The 14371-nt window shown below is 36.0% G+C and carries 12 protein-coding genes; 8 read left to right on the top strand and 4 right to left on the bottom strand.

Translation table 11 applies throughout. The annotated features are described in order from the left end of the window. Positions 1–6: 6 nt before the first annotated feature. Positions 7–315 carry a 50S ribosomal protein L21 gene (rplU, locus tag HH304_RS15180; protein ID WP_169683151.1) on the bottom strand — a complete coding sequence of 103 codons (309 nt, stop codon included), beginning with the start codon at positions 313–315 and terminating at the stop codon, positions 7–9. A gap of 866 nt (positions 316–1181) precedes the next feature. On the opposite strand from rplU, the gene HH304_RS15175 reads away from it, so the two are divergent. Continuing rightward, positions 1182–2177: a ribonucleoside-diphosphate reductase small subunit gene (locus HH304_RS15175; protein ID WP_169683149.1), complete on the top strand. Its 996-nt coding sequence runs from the start codon at positions 1182–1184 to the stop codon at positions 2175–2177. 80 nt (positions 2178–2257) lie between these two features. Next, the gene (locus HH304_RS15170) at positions 2258–4648 is read left to right on the top strand and encodes a ribonucleoside-diphosphate reductase subunit alpha (protein ID WP_169683147.1); all 2391 of its coding nucleotides are present in this window, start codon (positions 2258–2260) and stop codon (positions 4646–4648) included. Positions 4649–4752: 104 nt separating this feature from the next. Here the strand turns inward: HH304_RS15170 and HH304_RS15165 are convergent, their stop codons facing one another. The 3 genes from HH304_RS15165 to HH304_RS15155 are packed head-to-tail and all read right to left on the bottom strand — an operon-like array spanning position 4753 to position 7289. Beyond that, on the bottom strand, positions 4753–5505 hold the full coding sequence (locus HH304_RS15165) for a ZIP family metal transporter (protein ID WP_169683146.1): 753 nt from the start codon (positions 5503–5505) through the stop codon (positions 4753–4755). A 3-nt stretch (positions 5506–5508) separates the two neighbouring features. Then, positions 5509–6249 (bottom strand): class I SAM-dependent methyltransferase, encoded by a 741-nt coding sequence (locus HH304_RS15160; RefSeq protein WP_169683144.1) that lies wholly within the window; start codon positions 6247–6249, stop codon positions 5509–5511. Next, entirely contained in the window at positions 6249–7289 is a 1041-nt protein-coding gene (locus tag HH304_RS15155; protein WP_169683142.1) for an FAD:protein FMN transferase, read from the bottom strand. The genes HH304_RS15160 and HH304_RS15155 overlap by 1 nt, the downstream gene beginning before the upstream one ends. 92 nt (positions 7290–7381) lie before the next feature. On the opposite strand from HH304_RS15155, the gene ruvB reads away from it, so the two are divergent. The 6 genes from ruvB to HH304_RS15120 all read left to right on the top strand — a co-directional run bounded on the left by ruvB (position 7382) and on the right by HH304_RS15120 (position 14368). Continuing rightward, positions 7382–8419 (top strand): Holliday junction branch migration DNA helicase RuvB, encoded by a 1038-nt coding sequence (gene ruvB / locus HH304_RS15150; protein ID WP_169683139.1) that lies wholly within the window; start codon positions 7382–7384, stop codon positions 8417–8419. Then, positions 8409–9365 (top strand): tRNA epoxyqueuosine(34) reductase QueG, encoded by a 957-nt coding sequence (gene queG, locus HH304_RS15145; protein WP_169683137.1) that lies wholly within the window; start codon positions 8409–8411, stop codon positions 9363–9365. The genes ruvB and queG overlap by 11 nt, the downstream gene beginning before the upstream one ends. 327 nt (positions 9366–9692) lie before the next feature. Then, entirely contained in the window at positions 9693–11144 is a 1452-nt protein-coding gene (locus HH304_RS15135; protein WP_169683133.1) for a BatD family protein, read from the top strand. A gap of 83 nt (positions 11145–11227) precedes the next feature. Beyond that, positions 11228–12307, top strand: a complete 1080-nt coding sequence (gene aroC / locus HH304_RS15130; protein ID WP_169683131.1) for a chorismate synthase — start codon at positions 11228–11230, stop codon at positions 12305–12307. Between the two features lie 9 nt (positions 12308–12316). Continuing rightward, positions 12317–13756 (top strand): dicarboxylate/amino acid:cation symporter, encoded by a 1440-nt coding sequence (locus tag HH304_RS15125; RefSeq protein WP_169683128.1) that lies wholly within the window; start codon positions 12317–12319, stop codon positions 13754–13756. 39 nt (positions 13757–13795) lie between these two features. Then, positions 13796–14368 (top strand): NifU family protein, encoded by a 573-nt coding sequence (locus HH304_RS15120; RefSeq protein ID WP_169683126.1) that lies wholly within the window; start codon positions 13796–13798, stop codon positions 14366–14368. Positions 14369–14371: the final 3 nt, after the last annotated feature.

Genomic DNA, 14371 nt, shown 5'->3' with positions numbered 1-14371 from the left:
ATTCGTTTAAGCTATTTTTTCAATTAATACTTTAGTGAACTGCTGACGGTGTCCGTTTTTCTTACGGTAACCTTTTCTTCTTTTCTTGTGAAAAACAACAATTTTGTCTCCTTTCACATGTTCAACGATTTTACCGCTTACTTTAACACCTTTTACTGTTGGCTCTCCAATTTTTACAGAACCATTGTCGTCAGTTAACAATACTTTGTCAAACTCTACGGAAGCGCCTGCCTCACCCTCCATCTTTGGAGCGTAAATAGACTGGTCTTGCGTTACTTTGAACTGCTTTCCGGCTATTTCTACAATTGCGTACATGATAAAAAACTTTACCTTTTTAAATGGTTTGCAAAAGTAAGCAACTAATTATAATAATACAAAGATTGGCTGAACTTTATGGCTGTTAGACTATTACCTTAATGCCTAAAATATTACTCCTATATATATAAGGTATAGATTTTTGACTTCGATCACTCAAATTAAATTGATTAATGCCCTGTAGGATAATAAAGGCAGATATTAGCAACAAATAAAATTTTATATCGTTAATTTATTGGGTTTTCTTAATATAAACACTAATTTAAACGGTACGAAATATTCGAAAATGTTCTTTGACCACATGTAATGTGAATGTAAGCAGATTAATACCACTTTCGGGTAAAATTTAACTTCGATTACCCCAAAACGAGGTGAGAAATGTGAGAAATTTTATTGAAAAAAATTTTTTTTTGATAAAAATTCAATAAAAAATCTGAAGTAAAATTCAATAAAATGAAATCAGCTTTAATTACTTTTTTATTTAGGAATTCCTAATAAATAATTACTGTTGAAATAGAGGGTTTTAGGTGATTTTCTTAGAAAAATTCAATTTGATTAACTGTGTGTTAAGTGATTGTTAATCAATAACTTAATAATGGAATATATAAAAATATATTATAAAATCAAGTCCCTTTGTCGAATATTTTTTTGTTGAAATCTAGCTTTGATTTTATGCATTCATTTTACAATTTTGTACCAGTATCAGATGGTGGCTACAGGGGAAAATTCGTGGGAGGTTTGACCCTGAAATGTTAAAAATCAACAGTCATCAAATTCACGACGATATTGATTAAAATATTTTATAATAATTCGCGCAACAGTTGTGTGGTAAGACTGTTTGTATCTATAAATAACATTACCAAGATATGAGTGATATAAATAAGCAAGTAGACGAACCGATTTTACAGGATAATCCTGACAGATTTGTGTTATTTCCAATACAGCACAATGACATTTGGGATTTTTACAAAAAAGCGGAAGCGAGTTTCTGGACGGCAGAGGAGATAGATCTTAGTCAGGATCTTAAAGATTGGGAAAACCTTGATGATGGTGAAAGACATTTCATTAAGCATGTGTTGGCGTTTTTTGCTGCTAGTGATGGTATTGTAAATGAGAATCTTGCAGAACATTTTGTTGCTGAAGTTCAGTATACAGAAGCTAAGTTCTTTTACGGATTTCAGATTGCTATAGAAAACATTCACTCAGAGACTTATTCTCTTCTTATAGATACATATGTTAAAGATGGTAAGGAAAAGGATTTCTTATTCCATGCTATTGAGACATTAGATTGCGTGAAGAAAAAAGCTGACTGGGCACTAAGATGGATTGATAATGGTTCTTTCCAGGAAAGACTTGTAGCATTTGCAGCTGTAGAAGGTATTTTCTTTAGTGGAAGTTTTTGCTCTATTTTCTGGTTAAAGAAAAGAGGTTTAATGCCAGGTCTGAGTTTCTCAAATGAGCTTATTTCAAGAGATGAAGGATTGCACTGTGATTTTGCTTGTTTGATTTACAATAACCACGTTAAGAATAAGTTACCAAAAGAAAGCATTACTGAAATCATCACTGATGCCGTAGCTATCGAGAAAGAGTTTGTTACCGATGCTCTTCCTGTAAAATTGATAGGTATGAATTCAGATTTAATGTGTCAGTATATTGAATTCGTAGCTGACAGGCTACTAGTTGAATTGGGTTGTGAGAAAATATACAATGCTACAAACCCATTTGACTTTATGGAAATGATCTCACTACAGGGTAAGACAAACTTCTTCGAAAAGAGAGTTGGTGATTACCAGAAAGCTGGTGTGATGCAAGACAAATCAGCAGGTGATAAACCTCGATTCAGTCTTGATGAAGATTTTTAAAAAAATCTTACAAAATTTATTTTAAGTTAATATATTGTTAAGGAATAATTTTCTGCTAAAAAACTAAAACCTGAGCCCAAATGTATGTAGTTAAAAGAGACGGAAGGCGTGAGTCAGTAAAGTTTGATAAAGTTACTGCGCGTATCGAACGTTTGTGTTACGGATTAGACCGTAACTACATAGAGCCGGTTGACATTGCCAAAAAAGTAATCTCCGGTATCTATGACGGTGTTTCCACCGTTCAGTTAGACAATCTTGCTGCAGAGACAGCTGCCAGTTTAACTGTAAAACACCCTGATTTTGCCATTCTTGCAGCCAGAATTGCAATCTCAAATCTTCATAAAGTAACAAGTAAGTCTTTCTCGAATACGATGAAGCGTTTGTATACTTTTGTAGATTCTAAAACTGGTGATCATGCACCACTTATTTCTAAAGAAGCATATGAAGTAATTCGTAAGCATGCAGCATTGTTAGACTCTGCGATTATCTATGATCGTGATTTTAATTATGACTATTTTGGGTTCAAAACTTTAGAAAGATCATACTTACTTAAAGTTGATAATCAAATTGTAGAAAGACCTCAGCATATGTTAATGCGTGTTGCTGTTGGTATTCACATGGATGATATCGACTCAGTAATTGAAACATACAATCTATTATCTGAAAAGTGGTTCACTCATGCTACTCCGACATTATTTAATGCGGCAACACCAAAGCCTCAGATGTCGAGTTGCTTCTTGTTAACCATGCAAGATGATAGTATTGACGGAATTTATGATACTCTTAAGCAGTGTGCGAAAATTTCACAGTCTGCTGGTGGTATCGGATTAAGTATCCATAATGTTCGTGCAACAGGTGCTTACATAAAAGGAACTAACGGTGTGTCAAACGGTATCGTTCCGATGCTAAGAAACTTTGACATGACTGCAAGATATGTAGATCAGGGCGGAGGAAAACGTAAAGGTAGTTTTGCCATCTATCTTGAGCCTTGGCATGCAGATATTTTCTCTTTCCTTGATTTGAAGAAAAATCATGGTAAGGAAGAATTAAGAGCACGTGACCTTTTCTACGCTCTATGGGTTCCCGATTTATTCATGAAGCGTGTAGAAGAAAATGGAGAATGGACTCTTTTCAGTCCTGATGAGGCTCCTGGGCTGCACGAGACTTATGGTGAAGACTTCGATAAGCTTTATACCAAGTACGAAAAAGAAGGAAGAGGTAGAAAAACTATCAAAGCTCAGGATCTTTGGTTTGAAATTCTTGAGTCACAAATCGAGACTGGAACTCCATACATGCTGTATAAAGATGCAGCAAATAACAAATCAAATCAGAAGAACTTAGGTACTATTAAATCTAGTAACCTTTGTACTGAGATTATAGAGTATACTGCTCCTGATGAAGTAGCTGTTTGTAACCTAGCTTCTTTATCTCTACCAAAGTTTGTAGTTGATGGTAAATTCGATCACCAGAAGCTTTATGAAATAACTAAAGTAGCTGCTAAAAACCTGAATAAGGTTATTGATAGAAACTACTACCCGGTAGAAGAAGCACGTAATTCTAACATGAGACACAGACCAATTGGTTTGGGTGTTCAGGGACTTGCTGATGCATTTATGTTACTTCGTTATCCTTTCGAGTCTGAAGAAGCGAAAAGATTAAATGAAGACATCTTCGAAACAATGTATTATGCTGCAATGGAAGCTTCTATGGAGTTGGCCATTGAAGAAGGTCCTTACCAGACTTATGAAGGTTCTCCGGTATCTAAAGGTATCTTCCAATTTGACATGTGGGGAGTAACTCCTAAGTCAGGAAGATGGGATTGGACTGACCTTAAGCGTAGAGTTAAGAAAAATGGTGTTAGAAACTCATTACTAATGGCTCCAATGCCTACAGCAAGTACTTCTCAGATACTTGGTAACAATGAGTGCTTTGAACCATATACTTCTAATATCTACACTCGTCGTACCTTATCAGGTGAGTTTATCGTTGTGAACAAGCACTTGATGAGAGACTTGATCGAGCTTGGGTTGTGGAATGACAAAATGAAAAACAGACTTATCGAAGCTAACGGTTCGATACAGCATATGCCTGATATACCTCAGCGTATTAAGGATCTATATAAAACAGTTTGGGAAATTTCTCAAAAGACAATTCTTGAGATGGCAGCGGAAAGAGGTCCGTACATTTGCCAGAGTCAGAGTTTGAATATCCATATGGATAACCCGAATTTCGGAAAAATGACTTCTATGCACTTCTACGCATGGAAACAAGGATTGAAAACAGGTATGTATTACCTACGTTCTAAAGCAGCTACTTCTGCTATCCAGTTTACTGTTGAGAAAACTAAAGCTCAGGAAGAAGGACCAACAGCAAAAACTCTGGAAGAAAGAGAAGCAGATGCATTACAAAAGCGTAGCGACATGGCATGCTCTTTAGATGATCCGGATAGTTGTGAGGCATGTAGCGGTTAATTTAGCAGATTAACATCCTTAAATAGAAAAGCCATTTCGAAAGAAATGGCTTTTTCATTTATATATAAATCTGGTTAAATCATCATTTGTAAAGACTATTCTTTTTAAAAGATCATCTCTGTAAGTATTGCTAATGCTGCCCCTGCAATCGCAATTCCAAAGCGGGTAGGGTTGATTTTGTGCTCCGGTGAAGTTTCATAGAAAATAGTAGTTGAAATTTGTAAAAAACTCCCACTAACAAGCGCATAGATATAACTCATGTTTTCAGGCGCTATAAGCTCCATTTTACCCATGAAATATTCGGCAATCATTCCGATTGGTGACATAATTGAAAAAATCACTAAATAAATGATTGCTATTTTCATGTTTTTGATGCTTTCCCATATAACCAATGTAAGAGCAAAAGCAGCAGGCATTTTATGAAGTAGAATTCCTATCAGTACACTGCCGTCTCCATGATTATGATGATGATAAATAGTGTACGGATGCCCGATTAGTGTTCCTTCAAGGATTGAATGTATACAAAGTCCGACCATTAAAGCAATGGCTGTCGGATGAAAAGGTTTGCTTTCAATATCAAATGCATGACGGTGACCATGCTCTATACCATGAGATAGATTTTCAAGAAGTAATTGCAGAAAAAATCCACCCAAAATAAAAATGCCGAGCGTAAGTGACGCTTCTTTTTTTAGATAGTAAACTTGAGGCAATATATGAGTTATGGTAATAGAGAATAGATACGCGCCGCCAAATGTCAGGGCAGGCTTATAAAATGATAATTTTTTCTTTCCAAAATAGAAAGCAGTTAGACCGGCTCCAACTGTAAAGAATATTAATATAATTGAATTTATAATCATCGTTTACTTCTCTAATAAGAATATCATTCTTTCACTTTTCTCAGCCTCATAATCTCCGAGATCATGATCACCCCAAACTTCTTTTAAAATAAATCCTGCTTTTCTGAAATGATCCAGAAACTCAATTCTTCTTATGGCTTTTACTCGTTCTTCATATTCGGCAGTCTTTTGACCGTCTGTAATCTTAATGTCCTTGATAATCACACAGCTGTCTGCTTCAAAAGACTTTTCAATATCAAATCTTATTCCGTCAATTTCCTTACTTTCTTTAGGGGTAAGATTATTTATAATTGTATATGGGTTTAGAAAATCAAGTATAAACTGCCCCCCGGGTTTTAGTGCTTTATAAACAGCGTCAATAACAGACTGATCTTCATCATCAGTTTTGAAGTATCCAAAACTTGTAAATAGATTGACAACATAATCAAACTCATTATCAGCAAATGGCAGTCTCATGTCATGTTGAATGAATCGAAGGTTGTCATTACTGGATTTATTTGCAGCATCGATATTTTCCTGAGATAAATCAAGTCCGGTTACATCAAGCCCCAAACTGTTTAAATAAATTGAATGTCTACCCTTGCCACATGCCAGATCACAAATTTTTTGACCTGCTTTGAAATTTAACACTCCTGAAAGCTGATCAATGAAGTTTTGAGCTTCATCATGGTCTCGGTGTTTATATAATATGTGGTAATAGGGAGAGTTAAACCACTCGTCAAACCACTCTTTTCCTCTTTTCATTAATTTATCAGCTTGATTTTACTTTCAAGTGAAGGACTTATATAAGTATGGTAATTTCCTTCATCATCAGAATATATTAGGATTACCTCCAGACCTTCTTTTTCGGCAATTTGTTTACTTGTCTCTAACCCTGAGACCATAAATGATGTAGCATAGGCATCAGCAGACATACAATTGTCACTGATCACAGATGCACTAAGTAGTTTGTGGAATATAGGGTAACCGGTTTTAGGGCTAATCGTATGAGCATATTTAATCCCATCTTTGACATAGAAATTTCGGTAATTTCCAGATGTGGCCATCGCTTTGTTCGATAATTGAACGATAGCACTCATTTTTTTTGCCTGGCTTGTATTTTCTTCAGGTTTGTCAATGCCTATTGACCAGGCTTGGCCTTCATGATTCAAACCATTTACCCTCACTTCACCACCAATTTCAACCAGATAATTATTTATACCATTTTTTGATAGCAGGTCACTGATCACATCAACGCCATAACCTTTAGCAATTGCACTAAAGTCCAGTTCCACCCCTTTGGTAAGTTTTTTTATATAATCTTGATTATAGGTTATTTTATCAAAGCCTACTTTGGTAAGTGTCTCAGATATTATGGCACTATCAACTTCAGATTTTTTATCTGGACCAAATCCCCATAAACGAACTAAGGGCATGACAGTCGGATCAAAAGCACCATTTGTTTTCGCGAATATTTCTTCTGATCTTTTAAGTACTGGATAGAAAAAAGGTAAATTAAAAGTCAATGAATCATTCCTGTTGAATATGCTTATTTCTGAATCAGGGATATAAGTAGAAAGACTCTGGTTGAAAACTTCCAAAGTGGAGTCTATAATTGGTTTAAAATTACGATCTAGGCTATCCAGGTACTTGATGCTGTAATATGTACCCATTGTTTTGCCCGTTACAGCAATCAGTTTTGTTTCAGACTCGGGTTGGTTTTGATTTCGGCATTGGTGTACCAAAAAAATAGATAAAAGCAATACTACCGTATAGATAGCGTTTTTGATTCGGTTGTTGATCATAATCTTTTTGCAATTATGTTGCAATTTACAAGGCAATTTATGAAAATCCTGCTTACTTGCTTACTTTTGTATTATAGAGAATTCTGATTGGGATGAGAGAGGAATATTTACAGCCAGATAAAAATTTTTTAAGCCCCGGTGATAAAGAAATCGAGAAGGCTTTGAGGCCGTTATCTTTTGATGATTTTACCGGTCAGCAAAAGGTTGTGGAAAATATTAAAGTCTTTGTTGAAGCTGCCAAGAGGCGTGAAGAAGCTTTAGATCATGTGTTATTACATGGGCCTCCAGGTTTAGGAAAAACTACTCTTTCTCATATTATTTCTAATGAATTAGGTGCAAATATTAAAATAACTTCCGGTCCTGTTTTAGATAAACCGAGTGACCTGGCAGGACTTTTAACCAATCTTGAACCTAATGATGTGTTATTTATTGATGAGATACACAGATTAAACCCAATTGTAGAAGAATACTTATATTCTGCAATGGAGGATTATAAAATCGATATCATGTTGGATAGTGGTCCTTCAGCGCGGACAGTTCAGATTAGTCTTAATCCATTTACATTAATTGGAGCAACGACCAGATCAGGATTGTTAACCTCTCCGCTTCGTGCCAGATTTGGAATTAATTCAAGGTTAGAATACTATGACTCTGAATTGCTCAAGACAATCGTAATTCGTTCGGCGGGTATTCTTTCTACCCCTATAAATGATGATGCCGCTAAAGAAATTGCAGGTAGAAGCCGTGGTACACCAAGGATTGCAAATACATTGTTGCGTCGAACCCGAGATTTTGCCCAAGTTAAAGGTGATGGTACAATTACCAAGGGTATCGCTGAAATGGCACTCGATGCCCTTGAAGTAGATAAAAGAGGTCTTGATCTGATGGATAACAGGATCTTGATGACCATAATCGAAAAGTTTAATGGTGGTCCTGTTGGTATAAGTACAATTGCTACTGCATGTGGTGAGGATGGCGAAACAATTGAAGAAGTTTATGAGCCATTTCTGATTCAGGAAGGTTATATCAAAAGAACATCAAGAGGACGACAAGCCACACCATTAGCTTATAAACATTTGAATTTATCAATTCCAGGTAGACTAGGTAGTTTATTTGATAATGAAGAGTGATTTGTCAGTTGCAAATAATACCGCTATAGTTAAAAAATTAGCTTCTGATTACGGCTTTTCATTTTGTGGGATTTCCAAAGCAGAATTTCTTGAGTCTGAAGCCGGGAAGCTTGAAGAATGGTTGAAGCGAGGTTTCCAAGGTAAAATGTCTTATTTGGAAAACCATTTTGATAAACGTCTTGATCCGACGAAACTCGTGCCCGGAGCTAAGAGTGTTGTCAGTTTAATATATAACTACTTCCCGCCAGAAGATGAGAACCAAAGACCTGACAGCTATAAAATTGCCAGATATGCTTATGGTAAAGATTATCACTTCATAATTAAGGATAAACTAAAGTTATTTTTTGAAGAATTGAGTGAAGCTATCGGAGAAATCGATGGTCGTGCTTTTGTTGATTCGGCTCCTGTTATGGAGCGATCATGGGCAGAAAAAAGTGGTATAGGTTGGATTGGTAAAAACAGTTTATTGCTAAATCGTTCTCTTGGGAGTTACTTCTTTCTTGCTGAGTTAATTATTGATTTGGAATTAACTCCCGATGGACCAATCAAGAATTATTGTGGTACATGTACGGCATGTATGGAGGCTTGTCCAACAGATGCCATTCCTGAATCAGGTGTAGTTGATGGCTCAAGATGTATTTCATACCTGACTATTGAGTTAAAAGATGATATTCCGGATGAGTTTTCAGGTAAAATGAATGACTGGATGTTTGGTTGTGATATTTGTCAGGAAGTATGTCCATGGAATAGATTTGCCCAGCCACATAAGGAAGAGTCATTTATACCAAATGAATTTATTAAGAATGCCTCAAAAAAGGAATGGGAAGAAATAACTCAGGATATTTTTAGTGAAGTGTTTAGAAAATCAGCAGTAAAAAGAACAAAGTATTCTGGTTTAAAGAGGAATATAGAGTTTATAAAAAAGGAAAAAAATAAGGCCACGTAAAAGTGGCCCTATTTTATTTAGTTTGTAAATACCTTCTGTAATACTAAAGGGTACTTAGTATAAAATCGCCTATAACACCATTGTTTGAGTAGATTGATTTCTTGTGGTACCAACATCTTCATAGCTTTATTTAGCTCCTTTTCAAAAAGTTCTCGGTTAAAACTGACTTTTGATAAAATCGTCTTAACATACTCTAACATTTTCATTGGCTATTAATCTTTTAGGGTTAATTTTTGTTAACTCAATCAAGTATAATTTACAATTATTTTAATCAATTTAAAACTTTGCCATAACTTTGGGAAGTAATAAATTGATCGAACTGTATACATGCTTACAACGACTGAAAATATAATTAAGTATCTGCTTTTTTCTGTTTTTTTTCTTCTAGGGACTCAAATTGAGGCTCAGGAGGTAAAAGTAGAACTTGGGAAGAGTGAAGTTGCAATGAATGAGCTGTTTACAATTACAGTCTCAGTCGAAAATGGACAGGTAAGAAATTTGAGTGGATTTCCTGAAATTAGTGGTCTGATAAAGCGTGGGACGTCCAGAAGTTCCTCTACAACAATTGTTAACGGTCAGATTAGCAGGACCTCAAGTATCACTCAAAACTACATGCCTCAGAAGCAAGGATCTTTCAGAATCCCTGACTTTACGATTGAGGTTAATGGAGAGACAATTAGAGTGCCTGGTAAGACTGTAAAAGTAGGTCCTGAAAAGCAACAACAATACTATGATCCTTTTGGTGATATCTTCAGTGATCGTTCACCTAATAGACAAGAACCTGAATTTATTGAGTTGGAAGATGATGCTTTTGTTGCAGTAACAACTGATAAAGATGAAGTGTTTGTGGGTGAAGGTTTTCATATGCGTTTTTCATTTTATGTAGCCCTGGCTAATAAAGCGCCGTTGAGTTGGCATGAAATGGATAAACAGCTATCTGAAATTCAAAAGATGATCAAGCCTGAGAATAGCTGGGAAGAGAATTTTGATATCAGACAAATACAGGAAGACAGAGTTTCTATAAATGGGAAACCTTACTATCGATATGATCTTTTTGAGGCTACTTTTTACCCTTTAACAGAAGAAGATATTAGTATTCCGTCTGTTGAGTTTGATATGCAAAAATCTAAAATTGCCAAGAACAGAGGCTTTTTTAGCATGGGGCCTTCCAGAAAGGCTGAAATTAAAACCTACAAGAGTAAACCAAAGACTATAAAAGTAAAGCCTCTTCCTGACCACCCATTAAAAGATCAGGTTAGTGTTGGTGTATTCAGGCTCAATGAGAATGTAAATAGAACAGAGCTAAAAACAGGTGAGAGTTTCAAGTATACATTCAAAATTAAGGGTGAGGGTAATATTGCAGGAATTAAAGTGAATCCTAAAAAAGATAAAAAACTTGATTTGTTTGATCCTGATGAATCAAGGAATATTATCAGACGTGGGAATTCAGTGATTGGAGATGCAACTTTTAGTTATTTTGGGATACCTCAGCTTCCTGGAGATATAAAAATGAAAGACTACTTTTCATGGGTATATTTTAATCCGGTTACTGCTAAATACGATACATTGAAATCTGATGTTATCATAAACGTTACAGGTGAAAGTCTTGTGGACAAGGAGATTTCTTCAAAGGCACTTGATTCATTTTACGATTTGATTGGCAAATCAGATAATGATCTTAAGTCGATAAATGGTATTGAAAGTTACTATACTTATATTTTTAATGGTTTAATATTCCTTATGCTGGCTTTAGCGGGGTGGTTTATGTTTAAATCATAAGAAATTCCCAATAACAGTATTCCTTTTTCGATTTTTTACCTTTTTGTCCTTATTTTGCAGCTTGTTTTATCAAATAGCACACAATGGGTAATAGTTTCGGTAAGCTGTTCAAAATAACTACATTCGGAGAATCACATGGTGCCGGAGTAGGCGTAGTCATAGACGGGTGTCCTGCCGGAATTAATTTCGATGAGGAATTCATTCAATTGCAACTTGAAAGAAGAAAGCCAGGACAATCCAAAATAACCACTCAGCGTAAAGAGGAAGATCTTTTTCAGGTTTTTAGTGGAGTGTTTGAAGGCAAAACTACCGGAATGCCGATTTCATTGTTTATTCCTAATAGTAATCAAAGAAGTAAAGATTACGGACACATTGCTGATAAATACAGACCGTCACATGCTGACTATACCTATCAGGAAAAGTTTGGTGTCAGAGATTATCGCGGAGGTGGAAGAAGTAGTGCACGAGAAACAGCTGCCAGAGTAGCTGCTGGAGCTTTGGCTCAACTTATGTTAAACCATTATGGAATTGAAATTTCAGCTTATGTGTCACAAGTTGGAGATTTGAAACTTGAGAAAAGCTATAAAGAACTCGATCTGACTAAAATTGATGACAATATTGTAAGATGTCCGGATAGTGATGTTGCTGAGGAGATGATTGAGCGTATCGATGAGGTTAGGAAGAACAGAGATACAATTGGCGGTGTTGTTACCTGTGTGATAAAAAATGTTCCTGTTGGTTTAGGTGAGCCTGTTTTCGATCGATTACACGCTACCCTTGGGCATGCAATGCTTAGTATTAATGCTGTTAAAGGGTTTGAATATGGTAGCGGATTTGATGGAGTAAGTATGCTTGGCTCTGAGCATAATGATGAGTTTTATAAAGATGATAAAGGAGATATTCGTACACGAACAAACTACTCAGGAGGTATCCAGGGTGGTATAAGTAATGGCGAAGATATATTTTTTAATGTGGCATTCAAGCCAGTGGCAACAATTATGCAAGATCAAAAAAGTGTTGATCAGGACGGAAATGAAACTATTGTTTCCGGAAAGGGAAGACATGATCCATGCGTATTGCCGAGAGCGGTGCCGATTGTCGAAGCAATGGCTGCACTAGTTATTGCGGATAATATTTTGTTGAACAGAACCCGAAAAATATAAAAACCTGAAATGAAAAAATTACCCTTACATATTAAGATTATTATTGGTCTGGCACTGGGTATTGTGTGGGCATTTTTATCGAGCTATATGGGATGGAATCAGTTTACTATTGACTGGATTGATCCCTTTGGAAAGATATTCATTCGAATATTGAAAGCCATTGCTGTTCCTTTAGTATTGCTTTCAATTATAAGTGGGGTTTCCAGCCTTAATGATATATCCAATCTTGGGAGACTAGGCGCTAAAACATTAGGTTTTTATTTAACGACAACTGTATTAGCGGTAGGGCTGGGCCTGTTATTAGTAAATACTATCAAGCCTGGTGAATTTGTTGATGAAAATCAACGAATCAGTAACCGGATAAAATATGAGCTTTGGGTTAATGAAAATCCGGATGTGCCTAAACCAAAAGATGGTCGATCATTTTTGACCGATCCGCAATATGCAGAACGGGTAGCTGCAGCCTTAGGTGAGGGAGAGCTTGATTCATTAAAGCAAGCGGCTAATGCAGTCGATGAGCGTGTTGAAAAGTTATCTCAATCAGCTAATCAAACAGTAGACCAGGGTCCTCTTCAATTTTTTGTGGATATGGTTCCTGAGAATATTTTCAATGCTTTTGGAAATAATGGTGGAATGCTGCAAGTGATCTTTTTTGCATTGTTCTTTGGGATAACACTTGCTTTATTACCCAATGAGAAAGTAAAGGGTGTTAAGGATTTTATCGACGGAGCTAATGAAGTTATCCTGAAAATGGTTGACCTGACTATGAAAGCAGCTCCTTTCTTTGTATTTGCTCTACTTGCCGGTGTGATTGCAAAAATGGCTGATACACCTGCTGAAGTATTTCAAATATTCAAAGGCCTGGGGTGGTATTCTTTGACACTAATGGCAGGTTTATTATTTATGATCTTTGTTTTATACCCACTAGTTGTTTCTGCTTTGGTTAAAAGGATTACTTATAAAAAGTTTTTTGAATATTTAAGCCCGGCGCAATTCCTTGCATTTTCAACTTCTAGTAGTGCTGCAACACTTCCGGTAACTATAGAGTGTGTAGAAGAAAATGTGGGGGTTCCAAAAGAGACAGCTAGTTTTGTATTGCCTATTGGTGCTACCGTCAATATGGATGGTACTAGTATGTATCAAGCTGTAGCGGTAGTTTTTCTTGCTCAGCTACATTTGGTTGATTTAAGTTTTGCACAACAGTTGACAATTGTTTTAACTGCAACTTTAGCATCAATTGGTTCTGCTGCAGTTCCAAGTGCGGGATTAGTTATGATGATGATTGTACTTACATCTGTTGGGTTAAATCCTGCATGGGTAGCGATTATCTTTCCTGTAGATAGAATTCTTGATATGTTCAGAACTGTTGTAAATGTAACAGGTGATGCAACAGTTGCAACTTTAGTAGCTAATAGTGAAGGTCAGTTAAAAGAAGAAACCCAATCGTAGTTTTTTCGTTTAGCCCATTGAAGAATAAATTTTAATAATATGGAAACCAAAGAGGTTATAAATATATACATGGAGGCAAATCCAAATCCGAACTCCATGAAGTTTGTTGCTAATGTCATGTTGTTACCTGCAGGAGAAAGTATTGATTTTCCCGATGCAGAATCTGCAAAGCATGCACCATTAGCTAAGAAATTATTTGAATTACCGTATGTAAACAGGGTTTTTTACATGTCAAACTTTGTTACGGTGACAAAACCTGAAGATAAAGATTGGATAGAAATTCAGAATGAGATCAGATCATTGATGAAAACTCATTTGGAAAGTGGTGAGCCTATATTACTTCCTGAAGCTTTACGCACAGATGAAGAGGTTGAGCAGTCTCCTTATGATGAGAAAATCATGATGATCCTTGATGAGTATATAAAACCAGCTGTTGAGGGCGATGGAGGTGCGATTTCATTTCATTCGTTTAAGGATGGAGTTGTAAAAGTTATTCTTCAGGGAGCGTGTTCAGGATGCCCTTCAAGTACAGTTACTTTAAAGGCTGGAATCGAGAATTTATTACAAAGAATGATGCCGGAAGTAAAAAAAGTTGAAGCAATTAATATGTAATTG

It is taken from the genome of Marinigracilibium pacificum, from assembly GCF_012926615.1.
Lineage (GTDB): Bacteria > Bacteroidota > Bacteroidia > Cytophagales > Cyclobacteriaceae > Mangrovivirga > Mangrovivirga pacifica.
This window is presented reverse-complemented; position numbering and strand designations above follow the sequence as displayed.

Excerpts from the sequence above, each read along its gene's own strand:
- rplU (WP_169683151.1), bottom strand. The coding sequence starts at position 315 with ATGTACGCAATTGTAGAAATAGCCGGAAAGCAGTTCAAAGTAACGCAA.
- HH304_RS15175 (WP_169683149.1), top strand. The coding sequence starts at position 1,182 with ATGAGTGATATAAATAAGCAAGTAGACGAACCGATTTTACAGGATAAT.
- HH304_RS15170 (WP_169683147.1), top strand. The coding sequence starts at position 2,258 with ATGTATGTAGTTAAAAGAGACGGAAGGCGTGAGTCAGTAAAGTTTGAT.
- HH304_RS15165 (WP_169683146.1), bottom strand. The coding sequence starts at position 5,505 with ATGATTATAAATTCAATTATATTAATATTCTTTACAGTTGGAGCCGGT.
- HH304_RS15160 (WP_169683144.1), bottom strand. The coding sequence starts at position 6,249 with ATGAAAAGAGGAAAAGAGTGGTTTGACGAGTGGTTTAACTCTCCCTAT.
- HH304_RS15155 (WP_169683142.1), bottom strand. The coding sequence starts at position 7,289 with ATGATCAACAACCGAATCAAAAACGCTATCTATACGGTAGTATTGCTT.
- ruvB (WP_169683139.1), top strand. The coding sequence starts at position 7,382 with ATGAGAGAGGAATATTTACAGCCAGATAAAAATTTTTTAAGCCCCGGT.
- queG (WP_169683137.1), top strand. The coding sequence starts at position 8,409 with ATGAAGAGTGATTTGTCAGTTGCAAATAATACCGCTATAGTTAAAAAA.
- HH304_RS15135 (WP_169683133.1), top strand. The coding sequence starts at position 9,693 with ATGCTTACAACGACTGAAAATATAATTAAGTATCTGCTTTTTTCTGTT.
- aroC (WP_169683131.1), top strand. The coding sequence starts at position 11,228 with ATGGGTAATAGTTTCGGTAAGCTGTTCAAAATAACTACATTCGGAGAA.
- HH304_RS15125 (WP_169683128.1), top strand. The coding sequence starts at position 12,317 with ATGAAAAAATTACCCTTACATATTAAGATTATTATTGGTCTGGCACTG.
- HH304_RS15120 (WP_169683126.1), top strand. The coding sequence starts at position 13,796 with ATGGAAACCAAAGAGGTTATAAATATATACATGGAGGCAAATCCAAAT.